Raw genomic sequence first — 25,761 nt, forward strand, 5'->3', positions numbered from 1 at the left:
GGACACGGTCGCCGAACAGCTCGGCTAGCAATGCCGAACCGGCCTTCATGTTGGATTCCGTCACCGCGCCGCCCGAAAAGAAATTGTCCAGATTCGTGCGCACCAGCGACCGGTCGAGCCGCGGCGAATCGAGCACGGCCGTGAGCGCATCGGCGCCCGAGGGAGTCGCCAGACCCCGGTGGATGATCGCCGCAAGAAGATTCGGCAAAAGCGAGTCCACTGCATCCTTCACATCGCTCCTCGCCTCTCCGAGAAACGGAGGAGCCTGCTCGCTGACCGGCGTTGCAACCAGGTTATGCAACGTCCGAAGAATGTCGGGATACGTCATACACATTTTCTCCTTGCGGTTTAAAAAACTTCTCTTTTTCTTTATTGCTCTTTCATTTAAATAAAAATTCAAAACGAATGAATTGATTGAAAGCGCAGAACACTCGAAAAATCAATTTATTTAACAGGCAATACCCGGCCGCCACACGCGTGAAATCTGCGTATGGACGAACGAAGCGCGGCCGATGGAGTCAGCCACAACATTGATTTCAACGGGATAAGTCGCCGGATCGTGCCGCGAGACGGCACATGACGATTTCGAGGTAGATTCCCTGCTCCGCTATGCTGCGGATCATAATGGGCATCACGAGACGCTGTGATGTGTGGCTCAAGTATAGAGAGTCTTTACAACGGAATGCAACAAAAAAACAACCCCGCGGCACATTCGGACATTGCATTACGCACGAGCGTAGGTGGGATTCCCGTCAATACCTTTTCGAGGGTGCCGCAACCTCTGAAATTTGCCACCCTGCGAACGAGGTAGGTCGGAAAAAGTAGAGGCCAACGTTTCGTACAATCGTGAAACGGAGGCATGGATGAATCGAACTCCCAAGGCGGTCTACACAAGCGAATTTCGTGAGCAGGCAGTCAAGCTGGCGCTCAGTGAAGGTGTCGGTATTTGGGAGGCGGCACGGCGGCTGTCGGTTCCTCTCAAGACGTTGGCGAACTGGGTCCGTTCAGCGAGAGTGGGCAAGCTGCAGGAAGTCGGCAAGGAGCAGAAGCCGCAAACAGCACTTGAGGCCGAGCGTGCACGCGTGCAGCGGGAACTGGCGGAAGTGAAGGTGGAGCGCGATCTGTTAAGAAGATTCGCGACGTACTTCGCGAGAGAGTCGCGATGAGGTACGGCGTGATTGAACGGATGCGACAGGACTATCCGGTGCCGCCGATGTGTCGAATGCTGGGTGTTTCGGTCAGCGGCTATTACGCTTGACGCAAACGCTCGCCCTCGAAACGGGCAAGGCAGGAGGCCCGGCTCGAAGCCGAAATTCTCGCTGCCCATCAGCGCACGCGCGAAAGCTTTGGCCCCGAACGCCTGCAGAAACACCTTGAGCGCCATGGAATTCATGTGGGCGTATGTCGGATAAAGCGGTTGCGCAGGAAACTGGGCCTGCGGTGCGGGCAGAAGCGCAAGTTCAAGGCCACCACCAATTCACGGCATGATCTGCCCGTCGCACCGAACCTGCTGCAACAGGACTTCGACGTCTCGGCGCCCGATCAGGCCTGGTGCGGCGATCTCACATACATCGCGACCGACGAAGGATGGTTATATCTTGGTACAGCGGCGAAATCGTTGGCTATGCGATGAGTGAACGCATGACGAAGGACCTGGTGATGCAGGCGCTGTTTCGCGCTGTTTCGCGCCGTCTCGAACCGACGTCCGAAGCCCGGCCTGATTCAGCATACCGATCGCGGCTCGCAATATTGTTCATCGGCTTACCAGAAAATCGTCAGGCAGTTCGGCATGCGCGCGTCGATGAGCCGCCGCGGCAACTGCTACGATAACGCACCGATCGAATCGTTCTGGGGTTCGCTGAAGAGCGAGCTAATCTACCATCGGCGATTCGCTACACGCGAGCAGGCCAGACTCGCTATCAGCGAATACATCGAAATGTTTTACAACCGGCAGCGCACGCAGGCCCGTCTGGACTACCTGTCGCCTGCCGCATTTACGCAGCGATTCTATCTGGATCGCACCGCTGCTTAACGCGTTGGCCTCCACCGATTCCGACCGACCTCAAACCGGGGGTAGGTCAGAGCGAAAGGTCTCCAGGACTATCCAGAGCTTGACCGATGATTCTACTAGTCGCCGTATCGGTAGCGGCTGCGCATCGCGTCAAGCGGATTCCCCTCGGCAAGAGTGCCACCGAGGCTATGTATCACAGCGCTTGCGGCGTTGACTGCCGTCTGCACCGCACCTTCGATCCACCCGCCGGTGAACGAGCAGCAGCACCCGGCGAGGTAGATCCCGCTGTCCACGGTCGGATCAGCCGCCGTCTGGAACTGGTAGAACAGTGCCTGCGAGTGGACGTCTTCGCCTGGATGGTTCAGCTTGAAAGCGCCCAGCGCGTATGGGTCCAACAGCCAGTCGTGGCTAATTACGTTGCGCGCGTAGTCGTTGTCGAGCGGGCGCAGATGCGCGGCAAACGCGGGCGACACGGCACCGATCTCCGCGACGAGCCGCTTGCATCGCTCGATCTTGTCGGTTAGCGACAGGATCTTGTGCGAATCGTCTTCCCACGTGTAGCTGATCAGCACTACGCCGTGCGCGTAGGGATCGTCGGGTGCGTAGTCAAGGCAGTAGATGCCGCGCGTCAGCGTATCGGTCTGAATGTTGTGCGGTAGCCCATGCCTGAGCCAGAACTTGTCGCGAGTCAGGATGAATAGTTTTGACGAGCTCACCATGTGCGTCTCTTTGATTGCTCGCATCACTTCTGGCGCGAACAGGTTCGAGGTATCTGTGATGCCCATACGAACCTGCATCGCGCGGGTGGTTGTCGCGACAATGACGCGATCGAACGACTGCGTCGCCCCATCATCAAGCGCAAGCACAAACTTGCCATCTGCGCGCTTTGTCACGCCGCGCACGGCAGCGTGAACGATACAGTCGCGCACGCGGGCGTCGTCGGCGCCGTCGTCCAGCAGCCCTTGCGCGAGAGAGAAAATGCCAGCAGGAATCAGCCTGTGATCGACCTCAAGCTCATTGACGAGAATCCGCAGGATTTCGAGGAACGATGCATGATAGACCGGCTGGAACCCGCCCGATCCAATGCCGAGTGTGCCGAACAGGCGCAGATCCTTGTCTTTGCGCCAGCGCTCGCCACCGGGTGGAGTCGCGCCTGTGAAGATCGTGACGATCGCAGAGTAAAACGACGCGTCACCGAACTGGTCGATGTACTGTTGCCACCCGCGCTGTGCGTCGTCATAGCGATGCGCACGCAAAAGTGCCGTGAGTTCCGCCGGTGCGGGCAACCGTACGCCGCCGTCGAGCTGGGCGCCGTCACGGATGAAGGAGCGCCAGCCGTGGTCGACACTATCGAATAGCGCGGGAGGGGCATCGCCGGCCATCCAGCGGTATGCACGCCCCTGGTAATGGATCTCGGTATCCACGACGCCCGGATTGGGAAACGCGAATGTACTGTCGATGCCGAACCGGTTGAGGTAGTGGTAGAGGGCGGCCTGCGAAGGCGGGAACCGCATCGCGCCCATTTCGGCAAGCAGGCGCGGATGATCTGGATTGATCGGCTGTGTCAGCAGCCGTCCGCCTATGCGCGCGGGGTTCGCTTCGAACACAAACACCTGGCGGGCGCCCGCGCGCAGCAGTTCCGACGCAGCGACCAGCCCGCTGATTCCCGCGCCGATGATCGCGATCCTCGCATCGCATGCGCATTCTGCCGGCAGCACACCGAGACGCTCGCCGGTGCGGGCGAGGAAGGCGCCGTAATCGTACAGCGTATCGATGTACGGCAGCGTGTCTGGCAGGAATCCTGGAACGTTCATGGTGATCGGAAGGAAGTAGTAAGCCCAGGGCACAGGTCGCGGCCTCGTACTGGCAGATGAATGCCGCAAAGCGGCCCATTGGCGTTAACGGGATCGACGCGTTTCACACAGATTCGGAGCACCTCGTCACGCACTGCAAAACGATTTGTGCACGTGACCGGATGAATGAAAGATGAAAAGCGTGATGGCCATACAGGACGGAAGCCCACACCGCGCTTGTTTCGGTGGCAGCTCGCCAGACGTGCTGACTCAACGCCAGACGTGCTGACTCAACGCCAGACGTGCTGACTCAACGTAAAAAGGGAGGGCGATTCGGAGTGAAACTGACGATTCCGCTATGCTGCGGATGGGCGAGAGCTGTATCGCTCTTTCACTTTGGAAGTGAGCTAAGTATAGTGACTACTGGCAGATGAACGCAACAGCGATCCACCCGGCTGGAAAGGCTCCATCGATGGAGCTGTGGTGGGTCGGTGGCTGCGACGAGTATTACAGAGGTATTTGAACTACCACGCGGCGCCCGATTGCGTATTCCAAGGCAATTCGAGTAGCCGTTCCACGGTAAAGCGAGCGAGCATTCCCCGCTGAACCGAGGGGCAATTCCACGTCATTACGAGCGGGGCAGGCGTGACGACGCGGGGATGTTGTCTTTTACTCCTGGTCCTTTTTGCTGGTCAAACTGTCTCGGGTTTTGCGAAGCGATTCGCCGGCAAGCGCCATGCGATGTGCGTTATGGACCTGACCTTGGCCCACAAAACTGTCCCACTTGGAAGTGGAAAATTCCGGCATGACGTTGTCACCAAGACGAGGAGGTCATGCTGCGAAGAAGAGCGAGTTCACCGAGGAACAGATTACCTATGCGTTGAAGCAGACCGAACTGGGCACGCCGGTCGCGGAGGTATGTCGCAAGATGGGGATCAGCGATGCGACGTTCTACAATCGGCGGACGAAATATGGCGGGCTGTTGCCTTCGGAGCTGCGCCGGCTGAAGCAGCTTGAGGAAGAGAACGCGAAGCTCAAGCGGCTCGTGGCCGATCTGTCGCTGGACAAGGCCATGTTGCAGGATGTCTTTCAAAAAAGCTCTGAGGCCTTCCCGGCGCCGTGAACGGGTCACGGACTTGATGCAGCGTTTCGGCGCGAGCCAGCGGCAGACCTACGCGTTGTTGCAACTGTCCCGCACGGTCTACCGTTACGAGTCGGTCGCGCGGGATCAGAGCGCACTGGGAATGCGCATCAGGGAGATCACGCAAGTGCGGGTGCATTACGGTGCACCGCGCGTGTGACCGCAATTCGAGGTCCGTAAGCATGCAATACTCCGTGAACTGATACCGTGTTTGATACCGTTACGCGCCGTGACGGTACCAAAATGGATTGTCTGCAGAGAAAGATGCTATACCGTCGCTCATGCCGTCGGCGACGCGGGGCTGCCGACGGACGGCAGCGGACCAAGATAGTCGATAAACCCCTGTTTTCGTGGGGAAAATCAGGGGATCGACGGACCACTGCAGAGGATCCTAAATTACTCCCACTCAATCGTCGCCGGCGGCTTCCCCGAGATGTCGTACACCACGCGATTGATCCCGCGCACCTCATTGATGATCCGGTTCGAGACGCGACCCAGCAATTCGTGCGGCAGGTGCGCCCAATGCGCGGTCATGAAGTCGAGCGTCTGCACCGCGCGCAGCGCCACCACGTATTCGTAGGTACGGCCGTCGCCCATCACGCCCACGCTCTTTACCGGCAGGAACACCGCGAACGCCTGGCTCGTGAGGTCGTACCACGACTTGCCGGTTTCCTTGTCGACGGTGGTGCGCAGCGTTTCGATGAAGATCGCATCCGCGCGGCGCAGCAGGTCCGCGAAGTCGCGCTTCACTTCGCCGAGAATGCGCACGCCGAGCCCCGGACCCGGGAACGGATGGCGGTACACCATCTCGTGCGGCAGACCAAGCTTCACGCCCAGCTCGCGCACCTCGTCCTTGAAGAGTTCGCGCAGCGGTTCGAGCAGCTTGAGGTTCAGCGTTTCGGGCAGACCGCCTACGTTGTGGTGGCTCTTGATGGTGTGCGCGGCCTTCTTGCCCTTGCCTGCGGACTCGATCACGTCCGGATAGATCGTGCCCTGGGCAAGCCACTTCGCGTCCTTGAGCTTGCCCGCCTCGGCCTGGAACACCTCGACGAATTCAGCGCCGATGATCTTGCGCTTCGCCTCCGGATCCGTCACGCCCGCGAGCTTCGAGAGAAACGCCTCGCTCGCGTCCACGTGAATGACCTTCACGCCGAGGTGGTCGGCGAAGGTCGCCATGACCTGCTCGGCCTCGTTGAGGCGCAGCAGACCGTGATCCACGAACACGCACGTGAGCTGGTCGCCAATCGCGCGATGCAGCAGCGCGGCAGCGACTGACGAATCGACGCCACCCGACAAGCCCAGAATGACGTGCTCGTCGCCCACCTGCTCGCGAATCTTCGCGACGGCTTCGTCGATATAGTGGCCCATCTCCCAATCCGCCTTCGCACCCACGATGCCGAGCACGAAGCGTTCGAGCATCGCGCGGCCTTGAACCGTGTGCGTGACTTCAGGGTGCCACTGCAGGCCGTAGAAATGACGCGATTCGTCAGCCATCGCGGCGATCGGGCACGACTCGGTGGAGGCCATCAGCCTGAAGCCTTCGGGCATTTCCGTGACCTTGTCGCCGTGGCTCATCCACACCTTCAGCATGCCGTGACCTTCCGGCGTGCTGAAGTCTTCGATGCCTTCCAGGAACGTCGTGTGGTTGCGCGCCCGGACTTCGGCGTAACCGAATTCACGCACGTGACCGCCGTCCACCTTGCCGCCCAGCTGCTCGGCCATCGTCTGCATGCCGTAGCAGATGCCGAGCACGGGTACACCGAGTTCAAACACCGCTTGCGGGGCGCGCGGCGTATCGGTTTCGGTGACCGAATTCGGGCCGCCCGAAAGGATGATGCCCTTCGGCGCGAACTCGCGGACGAAGGCGTCGTCGACGTCGTACGGATGGATTTCCGAGTACACGTGGGCTTCGCGCACACGTCGTGCAATCAGCTGGGTGACTTGCGAACCGAAGTCGAGAATCAGGATCTTGTCGTGCATGGCAGCGGACGGAATCTAAGAGAAAACGGATACAAAAAACCGCGCACGATGCGCGGCATGGATTTCAGTGCGTACTTTTCAGTGCGTAGTGCCGGGCGCGGACGGATTGCGACTGCTTTGGAGCGGGCCGAGTCTTTCGCGTGGCGTCAGCCATGGAACGGCGGCCGCGGGGCGCCTGCGGCCTCCCTGCGGGCTTCGTCGCGGGCTGCGCTGGTGGTGCTTCCAGCCGCCGTCGTCTCGCTCGCCGCCCCCTGGCCGGCCGCTGCACTCGCCCTTTCCTGCGTCTCGTCGCGCCCCGCGGCAGCGGTGAGACCGGGTTCGACAGGATGGCCAGTAGCCGGACTCACGGGCGCTTCGCTCATGGTTGCCGAAGGGCCTGGCGCAGCGCTCGCGGAGTGATAAACGGGCGCCGGTTCAGGGTGAGCCGGCTCGACTACGGCGGGCTCAACCCGATAGCGCGCGGCATTGAATGCGGGCTCACTTCCGCTGACGGCAGGCGCGCCTTGCGGCGCCGGCTTCGCAGACCGGGCAGCCGTCGCGTCTTCTGCCACGCGTGCCTTCTCGCGCCTGCGTACGGCCGAGGCCAGCCGCACGCTGCCCAGCCCGAGCACGAGCAACCCCACAGCAGCAAGCCCTGCCACGAGCTGTCCGAATCCCGTCAACGACGGCGTATGCAGGCCGATCAGCCAGACCAGCATCACCACGCCGCTCAGCCACTCGACGTGCCCCGCCACCTTGGCCACCGTAGACGTCATCGCCCCGTCGATCGACGCATGCAAGGCGAGCCACGCCAGCCCGACGAGCGCGAGGCCGAACGCCTGGCCGACGAACGCCGGCTGCGGCTGCACGAGCTGCAAGGCGTTGTAGAGCGACGTCCAGGGCGTAAGCAGAAACAGCACCCCGAACGTCAGCAGCAACAGCGCATCGACAATCAGCACAGCGCGCAGCAGTGGCTTCATTGGCGTCAGTCCACGTGGTAGTTCGGCGCTTCCTTGGTGATCTGCACGTCATGCACGTGCGACTCGCGCATGCCTGCCGCCGTGATTTCGACGAATGCGGCCTTCTCGTGCATTTCCTCGATAGTGCGGCAACCGCAGTAGCCCATGCTGGCTCGCACGCCGCCGATCAGCTGGAACAGGATCGCGTTGACCGAGCCCTTGTAGGCGACGCGGCCTTCGATGCCTTCCGGCACCAGTTTGTCGATGTTGGCGGAGTTGTCCTGGAAGTAGCGGTCCGCGGCGCCGTCCTTCATCGCGCCTACCGAACCCATGCCGCGGTACGACTTGTACTGGCGCCCCTGGTACAGGAACACGTCGCCCGGCGACTCTTCGGTGCCCGCCAGCATGCTGCCCATCATCACGGCGTTCGCGCCGGCCGCGATGGCCTTGGAGACGTCGCCCGAGTAGCGCACGCCGCCATCCGCGACCACCGGCACGCCGGTGCCGCGCAGCGCGTCCGCGACGTTCGCGATTGCGCTGATCTGCGGCACGCCCACGCCCGCCACGATGCGCGTCGTGCAGATGGAGCCGGGGCCGATGCCGACCTTCACTGCGTCCGCGCCGTATTCGACGAGCGCCTTCGCGGCGTCCGCAGTGGCGATGTTGCCGCCGATCACCTCGACCTGCGGGTAGTTCTTCTTGACCCAGCGCACGCGTTCCAGCACGCCTTTGCTGTGACCGTGCGCCGTGTCGACGACGATGACGTCCACGCCGGCCTGCACGAGCAGTTCGACCCGCTCTTCGTTGTCCGGGCCCACGCCGACCGCGGCGCCGGCGCGCAACTTGCCGTGCTCGTCCTTGCAGGCGGCCGGGTGTTCGGTTTGTTTGGTGATGTCTTTGACCGTCATGAGGCCGCGCAGCTCGAACGCGTCGTTCACCACGAGCACGCGCTCCAGACGGTGGCTATGCATGAGCGACTTGGCTTCGGAAAGCGGCGCGCCTTCCTTCACGGTGACGAGCCGCTCGCGCGGCGTCATGATCGTGCGCACCGGTTCGTCGAGGCGGGTTTCGAAGCGCAGGTCGCGGTTGGTCACGATGCCGATCAACTGTGCGCCTTCGACCACCGGAAAACCCGAAATGCCATGCTGCTGCGAAAGCGCCATGACGTCGCGCACCTTCATCTGCGGCGGCACGGTGATGGGGTCGCGCACCACGCCCGACTCGAAGCGCTTGACCTTTGCGACTTCGCGCGCCTGCTCGGCAGGCGTGAGGTTCTTGTGGACGATGCCCACGCCACCCTGCTGCGCCATGGCGATGGCGAGCCGCCCTTCGGTCACGGTGTCCATGGCTGCGGACACGAGCGGGATGTTCAGGGAGATGTTGCGGGTCAGGCGGGTCTTCAGGCTGGTGTCGCGCGGCAGAACGTCGGAGAAGGCCGGGACGAGGAGCACATCATCGAACGTGAGTGCTTTCTGGATCAGACGCATGGCAAATCCTATAGGCGCAAAAGCAGATTATACGCGATACCTCCCCGGTTTTCACTGCACGAACAGCAGCTTAGCGACGTTTTGCCGAAATTTTTTGAGGTGTCCGGCGCGAAAAATTCGCTTTGCGGTTCGCCTGCCGTTCGATCGGTTTTCGTTTTTGCGTTCGGTCGCCGCCGGCCCGTTGCAGGATCGAACAAGACCGCGCGTCGCCCATACTGTTAAGCTGCGCGCCTCGTTTGACCGTTTCCGGGATTTCAGATGCAGCGCGGTGTGATGTACGGCGTTCTCGCCGGTGCTTTATGGGGCATGGTGTTTCTCGTACCCCGCCAATTATCGGATTTTTCGCCCTTCCTGCTGAGTTCGGGCCGCTACGTGATGTACGGGTTCGTCTCGCTTGCGGCGCTGCTGCCGATGATCCGCACCGTACCGGGCCGCCTCACGCGCGAGGACCTCGCCGCACTGGTCAAGCTCGCCGTGGTCGGCAACCTGCTCTATTACCTGCTGCTCACGGGTGCCGTCCACATGGTCGGCATCGCACCGTCGTCGCTGATTGTCGGCGTGTTGCCGGTGAGCGTGACGCTGCTCGGCCGGCGCGACCACGGCGCCGTGCCGCTTTCCCGTCTCGTCTGGCCGCTCGCGATGGTGGTGGCAGGCATCGTCTGCATCAACGTCGACCTGTTCTCCACGGGCGGCACGACGGGCGACGCAGCGGGTCACGACACGCTGACGAAGCTCGCCGGCATCGCCTGCGCGGTGGGGGCGCTTGCGTGCTGGACCTGGTTCGCAGTCGAGAACGCACGCTGCCTGCGGCGCATCCAGCATTTCAGCGGCAACGAATGGTCGGTGCTGTGGGGCGTGGTGACGGGCGCGCTCGGCCTCGTCATGTGGGGCGCTATCGCCCTACTGCCCGCCGGCACCGTGCAGACGGCGCTGCCGACACCGCGCTGGCATCTGTTCTGGGCCTTGAATCTCGGGCTCGCGATCGGCGCGTCGTGGCTCGGCAATGGGCTATGGAACGCGGCGTCGCGGCGGTTGCCGCTCACGCTCTCCGGCCAGTTGATCGTCTTCGAGACGCTCTTTGCGCTGCTCTACGCGTTTATCTACGACCACCGGTTGCCGCGGCCGCTCGAGATTGCCGCCATCGTGCTGCTGGTGGCGGGTGTGAGCTGGTCAGTCCGCCAACACGGAAACGAGGATGGGGGCGACGGGCAGTCGATCGAGGAAAAGGCGCAGGCTGCGGCGCATTGATGATGCACGGATCGCGCTCTGAAGACGCACGGCGCGAGGCGGGGCTGAAGGAGCGCTGGAAGCGCTCCGTACGCAGCGCGACCTGCCCGCTTACCGCGAATCCTTGGGCAACCACTTGCGCCCTTCGATCGAGCCTTCGCGGCGCGTTTTGTCGACGCGCCGCTGACGGGCGAGCTTCGGATCGACGATCAGCGGCCGGTAGATCTCCACGCGGTCGTGATCGGCAAGCGGCGCGTCGAGCGGCTTGAGCTTGCCGAACACCCCGGTCTTCTGCCGCGTGAGGTCGATGTCAGGGTGCCGCGACAGAATGCCGCTCGCGTCGAGCGCGTCGCGCAGCGTGGCGCCTTCGGGAAGGTCGACGGTGAGGAGTGTCTGCGCGTCGGGCAGCGCGTAGCAGACGTCGATGGTGAGCCGCTTCGTAGTCATGCCGCGCTCACGCCCGCCCGTACCGCTGATCCGCGCGCTTCACGAACGACTCCACGAACGTGTTGGCGATGTGATTGAAGACGGGCCCGATGATCTTCTCGAGCACGATGCTCGTGAATTCGTAGTGCAGCGCGAATTCGATCTTGCAGGCGTCGGCGCGCAGCGGCGTGAAGCGCCAGTAGCCCGTGAACTTGCGAAACGGGCCGTCCGCGAAGTCCATGTCGATGCGCGTGGGCCGTTGCTGCGTGTTATGCGTGGCGAAATGGAGCTTGATGCCCTTGAAATGGATGTTGATGCGCGCCTCCATTCCGTTTTCGTCCTTGTGGCGAATTTCCACGCCACCGCACCAGGGCAGGAAGTTGGGGTAGTCGGCAACGTCGGTGACGAGGTCGAACATCTGTTCCGCCGAATGGCGTATCAACACGGTTTTCTGGACATCAGCCATAAATGCACGGCAGGCGGCGAGGATTGGGCAGCAGCGACGGGCCCGCGCCACGATTGCCGGCCCGCTTTGCTAAAATCACAATTTTAAACGAGTTGGGCACTTTCCATATTTCATGAGCATCATCGACAACAGGAAGGCCTTCTTCGATTACTTCATCGAGGAACGCTACGAGGCGGGGCTCGTGCTGGAAGGATGGGAAGTCAAGGCGATACGCGCGGGCCGCTCGCAGATCAAGGAAGGCTACGTGGTGATTCGCGACGGCGAACTGTTCCTGATCGGGGCGCACATCAGCCCGCTGCCAGAAGCGTCCACGCACATCAAGCCCGACCCTGTCCGCACGCGCAAGCTGCTTCTGCACGGCAACGAGATCAGCAAGCTGATCGGCAAGGTGGAGCAGCGCGGCTACACGCTCGTGCCGCTGAACTTCCACTACAAGGGCGGACGCGTGAAATGCGAGATCGGCCTCGCGAAGGGCAAGAAGCAGCACGACAAGCGCGAGACGGAGAAAAAGCGCGACTGGGAACGCGAAAAGGCGCGGCTCATGCGCACGCCGGGCTGAACGTCGTCGAAGCCGCCCTCTTTCCGGGCGGCAAGCCGCACAACGCGGCGTGAATTGCCGGACACCCCCCGCAAAACAGCACGGCCCGCAACGCGCGGGCCGTATTGCATGGCGAAGGCTCCAGCGCGGTTAGCTGCCGCGCACCTCGCTGCCTTTGCCCTTCACGATGGTGAGCGCCGAGGCGATCATCGATCCCATGTCGGCCAGATTGCCGGGCACGATCAGCGTGTTGCCCTGCTTCGCGAGATTGCCGAACGCGTTCACGTACTGCTCGGCCACCTTCAGGTTGACGGCTTCCATGCCGCCTTCGGACTGGATCGACGCGGCGATTTTCTGGATGGCCTGCGCGTTCGCCTCGGCCACCGCGAGAATCGCTGCCGCCTGCCCTTGCGCCTGGTTGATCGCCGCCTGCCGCTCGCCTTCGGACTTCTGGATCGCTGCTTCGCGCGCGCCCGCGGCCAGGTTGATCTGTTCCTGCTTGCGTCCCTCGGATGCGGCGATCAACGCCCGCTTCTCGCGCTCCGCGGTGATTTGCGCCTGCATGGCGTGGAGAATTTCCTTCGGCGGCGTGAGGTCCTTGATCTCGTAGCGCAGCACCTTCACGCCCCAGTTGGAGGCAGCTTCATCGAGCGCGGACACCACGCTGTGATTGATGAAATCGCGCTCCTCGAAAGTCTTGTCGAGTTCGAGCTTGCCGATCACCGAGCGCAGCGTGGTCTGCGACAACTGCGTGATGGCGAAGACGAAGTTGCTCGATCCGTACGACGCCTTCATCGGGTCCGTCACCTGGAAGTACAGCACGCCGTCCACCTGGAGCTGCGTGTTGTCGCGCGTGATACAAACCTGGCTCGGCACGTCGAGCGGAATCTCCTTGAGCACGTGCCGATAGGCCACGCGGTCGATGAACGGCAGCACGAAGTTGAGCCCCGGCGTCAGCGTGGCGTGATAGCGCCCGAGCCGCTCCAGCACCCACGCATGCTGCTGCGGCACGATCTTGATGGTCTGCGCGATCAGCACCACGACGATCACGAGCACGATCAGCCCGACGACTGGTATTTCCATGGTTGTTCTCCGTTTGTTGTGCTGCGCTTTTTCTATTGCGCCCCGTCAGGCGGGCGACCCATGCTTGCGCGCCGCGACGACGAGGCAACTGCCGCGCAGCGCGGTGATCTCGTAGAAGTGCGCGTCCTCCGGTTCGCCCGGCGCGAGCTCCACGTCCCACTGCGCGCCGCGGTACATCGCCCGTGCCCGACGGTCGCGCCAGGCCGTCACCGTGAGCGGCGACCCGATGTCGATATTGACGTCCGGATTGTGCGCCGCGTCTTTGCGACGCAGCCGCCCGAAGCGCGAGCGACGCAGTGCCAGCACCGCGACGAGCGCCACCAGCGCAGCCACGGCGAGCTGCACTTCGACTGGCGCGCCGCTCCACTGCGCGAGCCCCGCGGCTATGAAGCCGAGCGCGATCATCAACAGATAGAACGTGCCGCTCATCAACTCCAGCACGATCATCGCCCCCGCGCCGACCCACCAGAACAGTCCGTGAATGGCCACGACGATCCCCCCAAACGAAAACACCCCGGATTGACCGGGGTGTTATAGCACGTGTTGCAGCACGAATCGGGCGCTTTCTTCGCCGCGGCGTTCGGCAAGCGACAGCACTGACCGAACGCTGCAGGTGCGCTCGTGAATTACTTCGCCTGGGCGAGCGCCTGCCACGTTTCGATGACCGTGTCCGGATTCAGCGAAATCGAGGCGATACCCTCGTCGGCGAGCCACTTCGCGAAGTCCGGATGGTCCGACGGCCCCTGGCCGCAGATGCCCACGTACTTGTCGAGGCGGCGGCAGGTGTCGATGGCCCGCTTCAGCATGAACTTCACCGCGGGATCGCGCTCGTCGAAGTCCACCGCCAGCAGTTCCATGCCCGAATCGCGGTCGAGGCCGAGCGTGAGCTGCGTGAGGTCGTTCGAACCGATCGAGAAGCCGTCGAAGTGCTGCAGGAACTCTTCGGCCAGAATCGCGTTGGACGGCACTTCGCACATCATGATGAGACGCAGGCCGTTCTCGCCGCGCTTGAGACCAAACTTCGCGAGCAGACCGACCACGCGCTCCGCCTGACCGAGCGTACGCACGAACGGCACCATGATCTCGACGTTCGTCAAGCCCATCTCCTCACGCACGCGCTTCAATGCGATGCACTCCATCTCGAACGCCTGCGCGAAGTCTTCCGCGATGTAGCGCGACGCGCCGCGGAAGCCCAGCATCGGGTTTTCCTCGTCCGGCTCGTAACGCGACCCACCGATCAGCTTCTTGTACTCGTTGGACTTGAAGTCCGACAGACGCACGATGACGGGCTTCGGATAGAACGCGGCCGCGATCGTCGCAATGCCTTCCGCGAGCTTGTCCACGTAGAACGCACGCGGCGACGCATGGCCGCGCGCCACGCTTTCCACCGCCTTCTTGAGATCCGCGTCGACGTTCGGATACTCGAGAATCGCCTTCGGGTGCACGCCGATGTTGTTGTTGATGATGAATTCGAGACGCGCAAGACCCACGCCTTCGTTCGGCAACTGCGAGAAGTCGAACGCGAGTTGCGGATTGCCGACGTTCATCATGATCTTGACCGGCACCGGCGGCAGCTCACCGCGCTGCACTTCGGTCACTTCGGTTTCGAGCAGGCCGTCGTAGATGCGGCCTTCGTCGCCTTCCGCGCACGACACCGTAACGAGCGAGCCGTCCTTCAGCACGTCGGTTGCGTCGCCGCAACCCACCACGGCGGGTACGCCGAGTTCGCGCGCGATGATGGCGGCGTGACACGTCCGGCCGCCGCGATTCGTGACGATCGCCGAGGCGCGTTTCATCACCGGCTCCCAGTTCGGGTCGGTCATGTCGGCCACCAGCACGTCGCCGGGCTGCACGCGTTCCATTTCGGACGGATCGTGAATCACGCGCACGCGGCCCGCGCCGATCTTCTGGCCGATGGCACGGCCCGTGGCAAGCACCGGCGACTGGCCTTTGAGCTTGAAGCGCTGCTCGATCTTGCCGTGCGACTGGCTCTTCACCGTTTCAGGGCGCGCCTGCAGGATGAAGATCTTGCCGTCGCGGCCGTCCTTGCCCCACTCGATATCCATGGGGCGCTGGTAGTGCTTTTCGATGATGACCGCGTACTTCGCCAGTTCGATGACGTCGTCGTCCGTGATCGAGAAGCGGTTGCGCTGCTCGTGCGGCACGTCGACGGTCTTCACGCGGCCCGGCTCGCCCGGCTGCGTGAATTCCATCTTGATGAGCTTGGAGCCGATGGAGCGGCGAATGATGGGGGACTTGCCCTGCGCGAGCGTGGTCTTGAAGACGTAGAACTCGTCCGGATTCACCGCGCCCTGCACGACCGTTTCGCCCAGGCCGTAGCTCGAGGTGATGAACACGGCCTCTTTGAAGCCCGATTCGGTGTCCAGCGTGAACATCACGCCCGCCGCGCCCACGTCCGAGCGCACCATGCGCTGCACGCCGGCCGACAGGGCGACCTCCGCGTGCGTAAAGCCCTTGTGGACGCGATACGAGATGGCGCGATCGTTGTAGAGCGACGCGAACACGTGCTTCATGCGGTCGAGCACGTCTTCGATACCGACCACGTTGAGGTAGCTTTCCTGCTGACCGGCGAACGAGGCGTCGGGCAGGTCTTCGGCCGTAGCCGACGAGCGCACGGCAAAAGACAGCTCGCCGGGCGAGCTCTTTTGCAGCGTGTCGAACTGGGCGCGAATTTCCTCTTCGAGACGAGGCTGCATCGGCGCAGCCACGATCCACTCGCGGATTTCCTTGCCCGCGGCGGCAAGCGCCTTCACGTCGTCGACGTCGAGCGTGTCGAGACGTTTCGCAATACGTTCGGTGAGGTTGTTGTGTCGGAGGAAGTCGCGGAACGCGAGCGCCGTGGTGGCGAAACCGGTCGGCACGCGCACACCGGCTTCGGCGAGCTGGCTGATCATCTCGCCGAGCGACGCGTTCTTGCCGCCCACGATTTCCACGTCGGTCATCCGCAACTGTTCGAACGGAACTACATACGCCTCATCCTTTGCGACGTTAACTGCGTTAGTCATACAAGCCCCTAAGTGTGAAAAAAATGCTCGATTGCGCAAGTGGGCTTACGTGCGACAGGCTCATTGGAAGCGTGTCGCACCTTGCGCAACCTGTTGGAGAAGCAATCGCCGGCGGCGGAGGTCTTGCAGCCGCCACTACTGGCGGCCCTCCAGCGCTATGCCTCGCGGGGAACCGGTAAAGCCGGCTGCGAGAGCACGATGAAGCGCAAGATTCGCCGAAATTACCGCGAGTCTGTGCATATTTGCGACAGAACGACGCGGGATCGACGGCAATTCGGCGTGGTTCGCCTGCAATTGCTTATCCAACAGGTTGCCGCTATTCTACCGTGCCGAGTGCCGAAATGTGTCAGCCGGCACGAACAACGCCTCGAATGGGTGCACGAACACGATCCCTCGCGTTCATGGCCTTTGCGGCGCGGCCTTCGGGCCGATCCTTCTCCTTGCCACACCGGGCGCTGCCGCGCTTGATGTTTTAGCTTCTACCGATGCCGCCCACCGTATTCATCGTCTCCGACGGTACTGGAATCACTGCCGAGACCTTCGCGCATTCCATCCTCTCCCAGTTCGATCAGAAGTTCCGCCTCGTGCGCGTGCCGTTCGTCGACTCTACGGAGAAGGCCTACGTGACCGTCGAAAAGATCAACGAATCGGCGATTCACGACGGCCGCCGGCCAATCGTCTTCACGACGCTCGTGAACAGCGGCTCAAACCAGATCGTGAAGGGATCGAATGCGCTCGTGCTGGACATGTTCCAGACTTTCGTCGAACCGCTCGAGCAGGAGCTTGAACTCAAGTCGAGCCACGCGATGGGCCGCGGCCACCAGAACGCGGACACCGACGAATACAAGAACCGCATCGAGGCGATCAACTTTTCGCTCGCCCACGACGATGGCCAGTCGAACCGCAATCTGACGGATGCGGATGTGATCCTCGTCGGCGTGTCGCGCAGCGGCAAGACGCCGACCAGTCTCTATCTCGCCATGCAGTACGGCGTGAAGGCTGCCAATTACCCGCTGATTCCCGAAGACTTCGAACGCGGCAAGCTGCCCACGCCGCTGCTCGCGCACCGGACGAAGATCTTCGGGCTCTCCATCGACCCGCAACGCCTCTCCGAAATCCGCAACGAGCGGCGCCCGGGCAGCAAGTACGCGGCGCTGGAAAACTGCCGCTACGAGATCAACGAAGCCGAAGCGATGATGCGGCGCGAAGGCATCAAGTGGCTCTCGTCGACGCACAAGTCGATCGAAGAAATCGCCACCACCATCCTGCAGGAAATCAGGCTGGACAAGCCGGCGTACTGACCGCCGCCCGAAGAAGCGTGCTCATTCGCGGTGCCGCTGCTGGCGGCACTGCTCGAAGAGACACACGGCCGCCGCCGCCGCGACGTTGAGTGACTCCATGCCGCCTGGTTGCGGAATGGTCATCCGGTAAGCCGCGACCTGACGCCACGCCGCCGATACCCCCGCCCCTTCGTTGCCGAACACCCACGCAAGCGGCCCGGACAAATCACTGTCGTAGATCGCCGCGCTGCCGTGCGAGTCGGTGATCGCCACCGGTACGTCGAGCCGCTCGATCAGTGTGGACGTCTCCACGTCCTCGTGAATGTTCATCAGGAAATGCGCTCCCATGCCGGAGCGCAACACCTTGGACGACCACGCGTACGCGGTGCCGGGACCGCAGAAGACATGCTGGATGCCGGCCGCTGCCGCGCTCCGCAGAATCGAACCCACGTTGCCCGCATCCTGAATGCCGTCGAGCACGACGCAGGTCTGCGCCACGCGCTCGGGCATCCCGGGGACAAGCCGGTCGACGAGCAGCAGCAACCCCACGCCGTTCACGACATTGGAGAGCTGGCCAAAGAGCGCATCGGGCAGCGTCACGACTTGCTGTGGATCGATGCGCGCGATGATTTCCTGCGCCTCGTCATGGCGCAGCGCCCCTTCGGTCACGATGCAGGTCTGCGGCTGGCCTGCCGCGTCCAGGTAGGCTCGCGCGAGATGGAACCCTTCGAGCAGCGCCTGACCGCTGCGCCGCTGCTGATGAGTCGAGCCGGCCAGCGCCTTCAGGCGTTTGTAGAGCGGATTGTCGCGCGAGGTAAGCGTTTTCACGGGCTTTCACGAGGGCGCCCACAAGGCTCTGGTGGGCGCGCGGCAAGAAGATGGGACGAAGAAACAGCGCCGATGCGGCGCCGAGGTAATTCAGAACGGTGCGGTGCCGTCGTCCGGCTGGGGTTGCGCTTGCGACGGGCGCTGCCGTCTGGCTACACCGGCGAGGCCATCAGCCGACGCGACGGCAAACGCATCGTCCAGATCCGCGTCGCCTGTGGAAACAACCGCTGACACAACGTTTTCGCGGCCCGGCAGCACCAACGACAGGCCGTGCAGCGCGTAGGCCTCGCGCACCGGCGCAAACGACCGCCGGTGGTGCTCGCACGGGCCATGCTCACGCAGCGCGGCAAGGTGCTGCGGCGTACCGTAGCCCGCATGAGCGTCGAAGCCGTACATCGGGAAGGTTTCGTGCAACTCCAGCAGCATCCGGTCGCGCGTGACCTTCGCGAGAATCGACGCGGCCGAGATGGAGGGCACGAGCGCGTCGCCGCCGATCACGGCTTCGCTTCGCACCGCGAGCACGGGACACCGGTTGCCGTCGATGCGCGCGAGCGTCGGCGTCACGCCGAGACCTTCCACGGCGCGCTTCATCGCGAGCATTGTGGCGTGCAGGATGTTCAGCGTGTCGATTTCCTCTACCGACGCCGACGCCACGCAATACGCCACCGCTCGCATCACGATCTTCTCGTAGAGCGCTTCACGTTTTTTTGCGCTCAAGACCTTGGAGTCGTCGAGGCCGCGAATGGGTCGCGCGCGATCGAGAATGACCGCAGCCGCCACCACGGGACCGGCGAGCGGCCCACGGCCCGCTTCGTCCACGCCGCAGACGATGTCTTCCGGCGCGTTGAACTCGAGCCCCGCCTGAGTCGCGCGGCCACCGGTTTTCCGGCGGCCCGTCATGCGCGCCTCCTGCGCTTTTCGACAATGCCCGCCACGACTTCGGCAGCACGCTGCGACGTGTTCTGCTTCAGCACGCGATGCATCTCCGTGAAGATTTCCTTGAGCGTGCGACGGTTCGCGTCGTCGCGCAACTGGGTCAAGGTGGCATCCGCGAGCGCTTCGGGCGTCGCGAAATGCTGAAGCAGTTCGGGCACGACGAAGCGCCCCGCGAGAATGTTGGGGAGCCCGACGTAAGGCAGATACCCCTGGCGGCGCATGATCTGGCCCGTGAGCCAGGGCACCTTGTACGAGATGACCATCGGCTTCTTCAGCAGCGCCGCTTCCAGCGTGACCGTACCGCTCTTCACGAGGATCGCGTCGGCGGCCGTCATGGCGACCTGCGACTGGCCGTCCACCACCGTGAGCGCGAGCCCAGGATGTGCGTCGACGAGCGGCTGCAGCAGCGCGCGCAGCGCCGGCGTGGCCGCCGGCATCACGAAGCGCACGCCGGGCTCGCGTTGTTGCATGAGCGCCATGGCCTCGAAGAACGTAGGCCCGATCAGGCCGATTTCCGAGCGTCGGCTACCTGGCAGCACGGCGATGATGGGACCGCTCTCCGGCAGGCCGAGTACGCGACGCGCGCCCACCGTGTCGGGTTCGAGAGGAATTTCGTCGGCGAGCGGGTGGCCCACGTACGACGCGGCCACGCCCGCCTTCTCGAGAATCGCGGTCTCGAACGGGAACACGCAAAGCATGTGATCCACCGACTTCGCGATCTTCTTGATACGGCCACCGCGCCATGCCCAGATCGAAGGACACACGAAATGGACCGTCGGAATGCCCGCTTCGCGCAGCGGTTGCTCGAGGCCGAAATTGAAGTCGGGCGCATCGACGCCGACGAACGCATCCGGCGGGTCGGCAAGCAGTTGCCGCTTCAGCTCGTTACGGATGCCGAGAATCTCGGGGATGTGCCGCAGCGCCTCGACGTAACCGCGCACCGTCAGCTTCTCCATGGGCCAGTGCGCCTCGAAGCCCTCGGCGATCATGCGAGGGCCGCCGATGCCGTAGTACTGCGTCGTGCCTTCGAGGCGCCCTTGCAGGCCCTTGAGCAGCGACGCGGCCAGCAGGTCGCCGGACGGTTCGCCGGCCACCATCGCGAGCCGCAGCGGACGGGTCTGCAGCGCCATCGCCTAGCGGATGATGCCGCGTTGCGACGCTTCGACGAAGTCGACGAACGCCTTCACCGGCGCGTCGCCGTCGCCGCCCGCCGAGGCGAGTTCGCGCAGCTGCACCTTGGCCTCTTCGAGCGACAGGCCATTCTTGTACAGCAGACGGTAGGCCGAACGCAGCGCCGAGATCGCATCCGGCGAAAAGCCGCGGCGGCGTAGCCCTTCGACGTTGATGCCGTGCGGTTCAGCCTTGTTGCCTGCGGCGATGACGAACGGCGGAACGTCCTGCACGAGCGCCGAAGCGCCGCCCAGCATGGAATGCGCGCCGATGCGCACGAACTGGTGCACGCCCGACATGCCGCCCACCACGGCGTAGTCTTCCACGATCACGTGCCCCGCCAGCTGTGCGTTGCTCGACATGATCACGTTGTTGCCGAGCCGGCAGTCGTGTCCGACGTGCACGTACGCCATGATCCAGTTGTCGTCGCCGATGACGGTGACGCCCGTGTCCTGAATCGTGCCCGTGTGGAGCGTGGTGAATTCGCGAATGGTGTTACGGTCGCCGATCACGAGCCGCGTGGGTTCGCCCTTGTACTTCATGTCCTGAGGGCGGCCGCCGACCGACGCGAAATGGCCGATCCGGTTGTCCGCGCCGATCGTGGTGTGGCCTTCGACCACCGTATGCGAGCCGATCGTGGTGCCCGCGCCAATCGTGACGTTCGCGCCAACAACCGCATACGGTCCGATTTCGACCGTTTCGTCGAGCTGCGCGCCCGGCTCGACGATCGCAGTGGGATGAATCCTGCTCATGCGTCCTCGCTTCTCGTTCTGCTGCTTCTCGTTCTGCCAACTCGCGCCCTGCCCGTGCAGGCCCTGGCAGCCGTTGTCGCAGCCGCCTTTACTTGCCCGGCTCGACGTTCTTGACCGTGCACATCAGCTCGGCTTCTGCCGCCACGACGCCATCCACCTCGGCGCGCGCCTTGAACTTCCAGATGCCGCGCAGGTAGCGCTCGAACGTAGCGTTCAGAATCAGCTGGTCGCCCGGCTCCACGACGCGCTTGAAGCGCGCACCGTCGATGCCGACGAAGTAGTACAGCGTGTTTTCCGGATCCTGCGGCGCCTCGGCGAACGTAAGGAGCGCCGCCGTCTGTGCGAGCGCCTCCAGAATCAGCACGCCGGGCATGACCGGACGCGACGGGAAATGCCCCATGAAGTACGGCTCGTTGATCGAGACGTTCTTCAGCGCCTTGATGCTCTTGTGCGGCTCGAGCTCGAGCACCCGGTCGACGAGCAGGATCGGATAGCGATGCGGCAGCAGCGTGAGAATCTTATGGATGTCGAGATTGATCTTTTCGGTGCTCATGGTGTTTCTGCTCACGCATTGACTGCGCGGTGATGACTGCGGAAAGGCTCATGCGGCCGGGGAACACACGGTTCCCGCGACCTCCGCTCGTTGGCGGGACGGCGCGGCTGCGCCGTCGCTTACGTTTCGTCCGGCGTCTTCGCGGCCGCAGCCGCTTCGAGCGCCTTGATCCGGTCGCGCAGCTTGTCGAGATTGCGCATCAGCGCAGCGCTGCGGTTCCAGTCGGCGTGATCCACGGCCGGGAACGCGCTCGTGTACATGCCCGGCTTCAAGAGCGACTTCGACACGCCCGACTTCGCCGTGACGATCACATAGTCGGCCAGCGTCACGTGACCCGCGATACCGACCGCGCCGCCGATCATGCAATGCCGCCCGATCGTGGTGCTGCCCGCGATGCCGGCACAGCCGGCGATCACGGTGTACGCGCCGATGCGGCAGTTGTGACCGATCTGCACGAGGTTGTCGATCTTCACGCATTCTTCGATCACGGTGTCCGCCATCGCGCCGCGGTCGATCGTCGTGTTCGCGCCGATCTCCACGTCCGGCCCGATCGCGACGCCGCCCACTTGCGGAATCTTGACCCAGCTGCCCGTGCGCGCGTCGCCCTCGCCCGTGAAGTCGGGGGCGAAGCCGAAACCGTCCGAGCCGATCACGGCGCCCGCGTGAACGATCGCGCGCTCGCCGATGCGGCAGCCGTAATACACGGCCACGTTCGGATACAGATGCGAGCCTTCGCCAATCTGCGTGCCACGCCCGACGAACACATTCGCGTCGAGACGCACGTTCTCGCCGATCACAGCGCCCGCTTCGACCGTCACGTTGGGCCCGATCACCGCGCTCGCGGCAATCTTCGCCGATGCATCGACTGTGGCGGAAGGATGCACGCCCGGCGCCACTTTGGGCGCGGCGAGGTCGATGAACGCCTGCGCCACGCGAGCGAAATAAGCGTAGGGATTCGGCGTGACGATGAAGTTACGGCCTTCGCGGGCCGCGAGCTTCGCGAGGTCGTCGGCCGAGATGAGGACAGCGCCCGCCTGGGTGGTCTCGACCTGCGACAGGTACTTCGGGTTCGCGAGGAACGCCAGTTGAAGCGGGCCAGCCTGATCCAGCGGAGCCAGGCTGCCCACGCGATGCGACGGGTCGCCGACTACTTCACCGCCGAACCGCCGGACGATTTCCTCGAGCGTAAATGCCATGGTGCGCGTACTGCTCCTGCTTTTCAGTTGGCGTTGCCGCCCGACGCCGCAAGCGCCTTGAGCACCTGGTCGGTAATGTCGATGCGCGGGCTCACGTACACCGCTTCCTGCACGATCAGGTCGTAGTGCTGCTGCTCGGCAATCTGCTTGATCACCTTGTTCGCACGGTCGAGCACCGCGGCGAGTTCTTCGTTGCGCCGCTGATTCAGGTCTTCACGGAACTCGCGCTGCTTGCGCTGGAAGTCCGTATCGAGCTGCGACAGGTCGCGCTGCTTCTGTGCGCGGTCTGCGGCCGACAAGGACGTGCCGTTCTTGTCGAGCGAATCGGACATCGACTTCAGGCGCTGCGCCATGTCCTGCAGATCCTTGTCGCGCTTCGCGAACTCGGCCTCGAGCTTGCTCTGCGCGGCCTTGGCGGGAGCGGATTCGCGCAGGATACGGTCCGAATTGACCGCCGCGATCTTCGCTTCCTGGGCGTGGGCTGCGGCGCTCACACCCAGGGCCGCTGCCAGCGACAGGGCCCAGGCCACACGTTTGAAAGACATACCCGTTAGCAAAGTCATCCTCTCGATTAGAACGCCGTCCCGATCTGGAACTGGAACTTCTGATACTGGTCGCCCGTGTGTTTCACGAGCGGGAAGCCGAGGCTCAGCTTGAGCGGGCCGATGGGCGAGATCCACGCGAGGCCGACACCGTAGCCGTAACGCAGACCGTTCGCGCCGATGCTGTTGCCTTCCGTGCCCCAGACGTTACCGCCGTCGAGGAAGGTGAACACACGCAGCGTGCGGTCATAGCCGGTGCCTGGCAGCGGGAACGTCAGCTCGATATTGCCGACCAGCAGCTTCGAGCCGCCGATCGGGTCGTTCGTCTTGGCGTCGCGCGGACCCAGCGAACTCGGCTCGTAGCCCCGCACCGAACCGATACCGCCCGCGTAGTAGTTCTTGAAGATCGGGTACGGCTTGCCGCCGAGGCCGTTGCCGTAACCGCCCTGGAAGTTGAAGCCGAGCACGAAGCCGCGCGCAAACGAGTAATAGTACTGCGCCTGGATATCGGCCTTGTAGTACTGGGTGCCGGCGATCGGCGTGCCGTACTCCGCGTTCGCCTGCGTGAAGTAGCCGCGGCTCGGCACGAGTGCGCTGTCGCGCGCGTCGCGCGACCAGCCGAGCGTGAGCGGCACGTTGCTCGACACACGGCCGAAGTTGTTCACGTAGTCGATATAGCTTTGCGGCGTGGCCGAGTCCACGTCGAGCCGGTTCTGCTCGAAGCCGGTGCCGAAGTACACCGTATCGACTTCCGAGAACGGAATGCCGAACTTGAGGTCGGCGCCGGCTGTGATGATGCGGAAGCTCGAATTGGTCGAGTAGTAGAGCGGCTGGTACGTGCGGTAGTAGACGTCGGTAATGCGCTTGATGCCGTCCACCGTGAAGTACGGGTCGACCTGCGTGACCGTCAGCGTGCGGTAGCTGCGCGCCGTGTTGACGTTGACCGAGAGGCTCGTGCCCGAGCCGAACACGTTGTCCTGCGAGACGCCCGCCGAAAGCACCACCTTGTCCGTGGACGAGAAGCCTGCACCCAGCGTAATGGCGCCGGTCGGCTTTTCCGTGACCTTCACGTCGACGTCGACCTGGTCTGCGGTGCCTTCCACGGGGACGGTGGTGACATCCACGTCCGTGAAGTAGCCGAGACGGTTGATGCGGTCCTTCGACAGTGCGAGGCGGTTCGAATCGAACCACGAGCTTTCGAGCTGGCGCATTTCGCGACGCACCACTTCGTCGCGCGTGCGCGTGTTGCCGTTCACGTTGATGCGGCGCACGTAGACGCGGCGGCTCGGGTCCACCTGCAGTGTGAGGTCGACCTTGTGATGCTCCTGATCGATCTGCGGCACCGCGTTCACGGTCGCGAACGCATAGCCGTATTCGCCGAGCTTGTCGACGATGGCCTTCGTCGTGGCCTGCAGCTTTTCGGCCGAGAAGCGGTCGCCCGGCTTGATCTTGACGAGCTTGTTGAGCTCCGCCTCGCGGTCGAGCAGATTGCCCGCGAGCTTGATGCTCGACACCGTGTACGGCTCGCCCTCATGCACCGTGATGGTCAGGTACATGTCCTTCTTGTCGGGCGAGATGGAGACCTGGGTCGACTCGATGTTGAATTCGAGGTAGCCGCGGTTCAGGTAGTACGAGCGCACGTTCTCGAGGTCGCCCGTGAGCTTTTCCTTCGAGTACAGGTCGTTCTTGGTGTACCAGGAGAACCAGTTCGGCGTGGAGAGCTGCATCTCGTCGAGCAGCGTGCTCGACTTGAACGTCTTGTTGCCGATGAAGTTGATCTGGCGGATCTTCGCGCTCGGCCCTTCCACCACGGCGAACAGGATCGCAACGCGGTTGCGGTCGATCGGCGTGACCGTGGTCGTGACCTCGGCGGCGTAGAAGCCGCGCGTAAGGTACTGGCGCTTCAGTTCCTGCTCGGCGCGATCGACGAGCGCCTTGTCGTAGTAACGACCCTGCGAGAGACCCACCGAGCGCAGCGCCTTGGTGAGGTTGTCCTTGTCGAACTCGTGCAGACCGGAGAAGTCGATGGTGCCGATCGCGGGCCGCTCGGCCACCTGGACGATCACGACGCTGCCCTCGGTGGCAATCTTCACGTCGTTGAAGAAGCCCGTCGCATAGAGCGCGCGGATGGCTTCGGAAGCCTTTTCGTCGGTGAACGTCTCGCCTTGCTTGATGGGCAGGTAGGAAAACACGGTGCCGGGTTCGACGCGCTGCAGCCCCTCGATCCGGATGTCCTGTACCACGAAAGGTGTCGTTGCGTGTGCCACCAGTCCATGCGCCGCAAACGCTGCGGCAACAACCGTTTTCGGAACCAAGCGATGAGGTCTAAACAACGTGCTTCCCCAGTATGTATAGCTGCATCAGACCGGACGGCTGTCGCTGGACGCC

General features: G+C 63.3%; 22 protein-coding genes and 2 pseudogenes. 6 read left to right on the top strand and 18 right to left on the bottom strand.

Annotated elements, in window-relative coordinates; all coding sequences use genetic code 11:
* A partial coding sequence (locus PKKP23_RS02160; protein ID WP_126880013.1) for a DUF937 domain-containing protein occupies positions 1 to 328 on the bottom strand: 328 nt, incomplete at its 3' end.
* A gap of 535 nt (positions 329 to 863) precedes the next feature.
* Here PKKP23_RS02160 and PKKP23_RS02165 point away from each other — a divergent pair.
* Positions 864 to 2,032: pseudogene (locus PKKP23_RS02165) on the top strand (IS3 family transposase).
* A gap of 95 nt (positions 2,033 to 2,127) precedes the next feature.
* Here PKKP23_RS02165 and PKKP23_RS02170 read toward each other — a convergent pair.
* Positions 2,128 to 3,825: an NAD(P)/FAD-dependent oxidoreductase gene (locus PKKP23_RS02170; protein WP_126875640.1), complete on the bottom strand. Its 1,698-nt coding sequence runs from the start codon at positions 3,823 to 3,825 to the stop codon at positions 2,128 to 2,130.
* Positions 3,826 to 4,609: 784 nt separating this feature from the next.
* Here PKKP23_RS02170 and PKKP23_RS34955 point away from each other — a divergent pair.
* Positions 4,610 to 4,923: pseudogene (locus tag PKKP23_RS34955) on the top strand (transposase); the annotation flags it as partial.
* Positions 4,924 to 4,943: 20 nt separating this feature from the next.
* Positions 4,944 to 5,105: a hypothetical protein gene (locus PKKP23_RS34960; protein WP_420873188.1), complete on the top strand. Its 162-nt coding sequence runs from the start codon at positions 4,944 to 4,946 to the stop codon at positions 5,103 to 5,105.
* Positions 5,106 to 5,341: 236 nt separating this feature from the next.
* Here the strand turns inward: PKKP23_RS34960 and guaA are convergent, their stop codons facing one another.
* From guaA to guaB, 3 genes are all read right to left on the bottom strand, one after another.
* Positions 5,342 to 6,925 carry a glutamine-hydrolyzing GMP synthase gene (guaA, locus tag PKKP23_RS02185; protein ID WP_126875641.1) on the bottom strand — a complete coding sequence of 528 codons (1,584 nt, stop codon included), beginning with the start codon at positions 6,923 to 6,925 and terminating at the stop codon, positions 5,342 to 5,344.
* Between the two features lie 146 nt (positions 6,926 to 7,071).
* Positions 7,072 to 7,884 (bottom strand): hypothetical protein, encoded by an 813-nt coding sequence (locus tag PKKP23_RS02190; RefSeq protein ID WP_126875642.1) that lies wholly within the window; start codon positions 7,882 to 7,884, stop codon positions 7,072 to 7,074.
* Between the two features lie 5 nt (positions 7,885 to 7,889).
* Entirely contained in the window at positions 7,890 to 9,350 is a 1,461-nt protein-coding gene (guaB, locus tag PKKP23_RS02195) for an IMP dehydrogenase (protein WP_017778161.1), read from the bottom strand.
* A gap of 258 nt (positions 9,351 to 9,608) precedes the next feature.
* Here guaB and PKKP23_RS02200 point away from each other — a divergent pair, with 258 nt between their 5' ends.
* A complete protein-coding gene (locus tag PKKP23_RS02200; protein WP_126875643.1) occupies positions 9,609 to 10,598 on the top strand; it encodes a DMT family transporter in 990 nt (329 codons plus the stop codon).
* 90 nt (positions 10,599 to 10,688) lie between these two features.
* Here the strand turns inward: PKKP23_RS02200 and PKKP23_RS02205 are convergent, their stop codons facing one another.
* Both PKKP23_RS02205 and PKKP23_RS02210 read right to left on the bottom strand, forming a co-directional pair.
* On the bottom strand, positions 10,689 to 11,024 hold the full coding sequence (locus tag PKKP23_RS02205) for an RnfH family protein (RefSeq protein ID WP_126875644.1): 336 nt from the start codon (positions 11,022 to 11,024) through the stop codon (positions 10,689 to 10,691).
* A gap of 7 nt (positions 11,025 to 11,031) precedes the next feature.
* On the bottom strand, positions 11,032 to 11,469 hold the full coding sequence (locus PKKP23_RS02210) for a type II toxin-antitoxin system RatA family toxin (protein ID WP_026122123.1): 438 nt from the start codon (positions 11,467 to 11,469) through the stop codon (positions 11,032 to 11,034).
* Between the two features lie 112 nt (positions 11,470 to 11,581).
* Between PKKP23_RS02210 and smpB the strand changes: the two genes are divergently transcribed.
* Positions 11,582 to 12,028, top strand: a complete 447-nt coding sequence (gene smpB, locus PKKP23_RS02215; RefSeq protein WP_017778157.1) for an SsrA-binding protein SmpB — start codon at positions 11,582 to 11,584, stop codon at positions 12,026 to 12,028.
* 129 nt (positions 12,029 to 12,157) lie between these two features.
* Here smpB and PKKP23_RS02220 read toward each other — a convergent pair whose 3' ends face one another.
* The 3 genes from PKKP23_RS02220 to ppsA all read right to left on the bottom strand — a co-directional run bounded on the left by PKKP23_RS02220 (position 12,158) and on the right by ppsA (position 16,116).
* On the bottom strand, positions 12,158 to 13,090 hold the full coding sequence (locus PKKP23_RS02220) for an SPFH domain-containing protein (protein WP_017778156.1): 933 nt from the start codon (positions 13,088 to 13,090) through the stop codon (positions 12,158 to 12,160).
* Positions 13,091 to 13,135: 45 nt separating this feature from the next.
* Complete coding sequence (locus PKKP23_RS02225; RefSeq protein ID WP_026122122.1) at positions 13,136 to 13,579, bottom strand: NfeD family protein; 444 nt, start codon at positions 13,577 to 13,579, stop codon at positions 13,136 to 13,138.
* A 137-nt stretch (positions 13,580 to 13,716) separates the two neighbouring features.
* A complete protein-coding gene (gene ppsA / locus PKKP23_RS02230; protein ID WP_026122121.1) occupies positions 13,717 to 16,116 on the bottom strand; it encodes a phosphoenolpyruvate synthase in 2,400 nt (799 codons plus the stop codon).
* Positions 16,117 to 16,601: 485 nt separating this feature from the next.
* Here ppsA and ppsR point away from each other — a divergent pair, with 485 nt between their 5' ends.
* Complete coding sequence (gene ppsR / locus PKKP23_RS02235) at positions 16,602 to 17,417, top strand: posphoenolpyruvate synthetase regulatory kinase/phosphorylase PpsR (RefSeq protein WP_017778153.1); 816 nt, start codon at positions 16,602 to 16,604, stop codon at positions 17,415 to 17,417.
* Between the two features lie 21 nt (positions 17,418 to 17,438).
* Here ppsR and PKKP23_RS02240 read toward each other — a convergent pair whose 3' ends face one another.
* The 8 genes from PKKP23_RS02240 to bamA form a co-directional block, all read right to left on the bottom strand.
* Positions 17,439 to 18,224 (bottom strand): TrmH family RNA methyltransferase, encoded by a 786-nt coding sequence (locus PKKP23_RS02240; RefSeq protein ID WP_126875645.1) that lies wholly within the window; start codon positions 18,222 to 18,224, stop codon positions 17,439 to 17,441.
* 90 nt (positions 18,225 to 18,314) lie between these two features.
* Complete coding sequence (gene rnhB, locus PKKP23_RS02245) at positions 18,315 to 19,124, bottom strand: ribonuclease HII (protein ID WP_126875646.1); 810 nt, start codon at positions 19,122 to 19,124, stop codon at positions 18,315 to 18,317.
* Positions 19,121 to 20,290, bottom strand: coding sequence for a lipid-A-disaccharide synthase (gene lpxB, locus PKKP23_RS02250; protein WP_126875647.1), 1,170 nt, complete (start codon positions 20,288 to 20,290; stop codon positions 19,121 to 19,123). Before lpxB ends, rnhB begins: the two co-directional genes overlap by 4 nt.
* A 3-nt stretch (positions 20,291 to 20,293) precedes the next feature.
* Entirely contained in the window at positions 20,294 to 21,082 is a 789-nt protein-coding gene (gene lpxA, locus PKKP23_RS02255) for an acyl-ACP--UDP-N-acetylglucosamine O-acyltransferase (protein WP_126875648.1), read from the bottom strand.
* Positions 21,083 to 21,170: 88 nt separating this feature from the next.
* Positions 21,171 to 21,635, bottom strand: coding sequence for a 3-hydroxyacyl-ACP dehydratase FabZ (gene fabZ, locus PKKP23_RS02260; protein ID WP_017778148.1), 465 nt, complete (start codon positions 21,633 to 21,635; stop codon positions 21,171 to 21,173).
* A gap of 119 nt (positions 21,636 to 21,754) precedes the next feature.
* Complete coding sequence (gene lpxD / locus PKKP23_RS02265; protein WP_126875649.1) at positions 21,755 to 22,831, bottom strand: UDP-3-O-(3-hydroxymyristoyl)glucosamine N-acyltransferase; 1,077 nt, start codon at positions 22,829 to 22,831, stop codon at positions 21,755 to 21,757.
* Positions 22,832 to 22,854: 23 nt separating this feature from the next.
* Positions 22,855 to 23,388: an OmpH/Skp family outer membrane protein gene (locus PKKP23_RS02270; protein WP_026122120.1), complete on the bottom strand. Its 534-nt coding sequence runs from the start codon at positions 23,386 to 23,388 to the stop codon at positions 22,855 to 22,857.
* Positions 23,389 to 23,402: 14 nt separating this feature from the next.
* On the bottom strand, positions 23,403 to 25,706 hold the full coding sequence (gene bamA, locus PKKP23_RS02275; RefSeq protein WP_126875650.1) for an outer membrane protein assembly factor BamA: 2,304 nt from the start codon (positions 25,704 to 25,706) through the stop codon (positions 23,403 to 23,405).
* Between the last annotated feature and the right edge of the window lie 55 nt (positions 25,707 to 25,761).

The sequence above is a fragment of the Paraburkholderia kururiensis JCM 10599 = LMG 19447 genome, from assembly GCF_003986935.1.
Taxonomy (GTDB): Bacteria; Pseudomonadota; Gammaproteobacteria; order Burkholderiales; family Burkholderiaceae; genus Paraburkholderia; species Paraburkholderia kururiensis.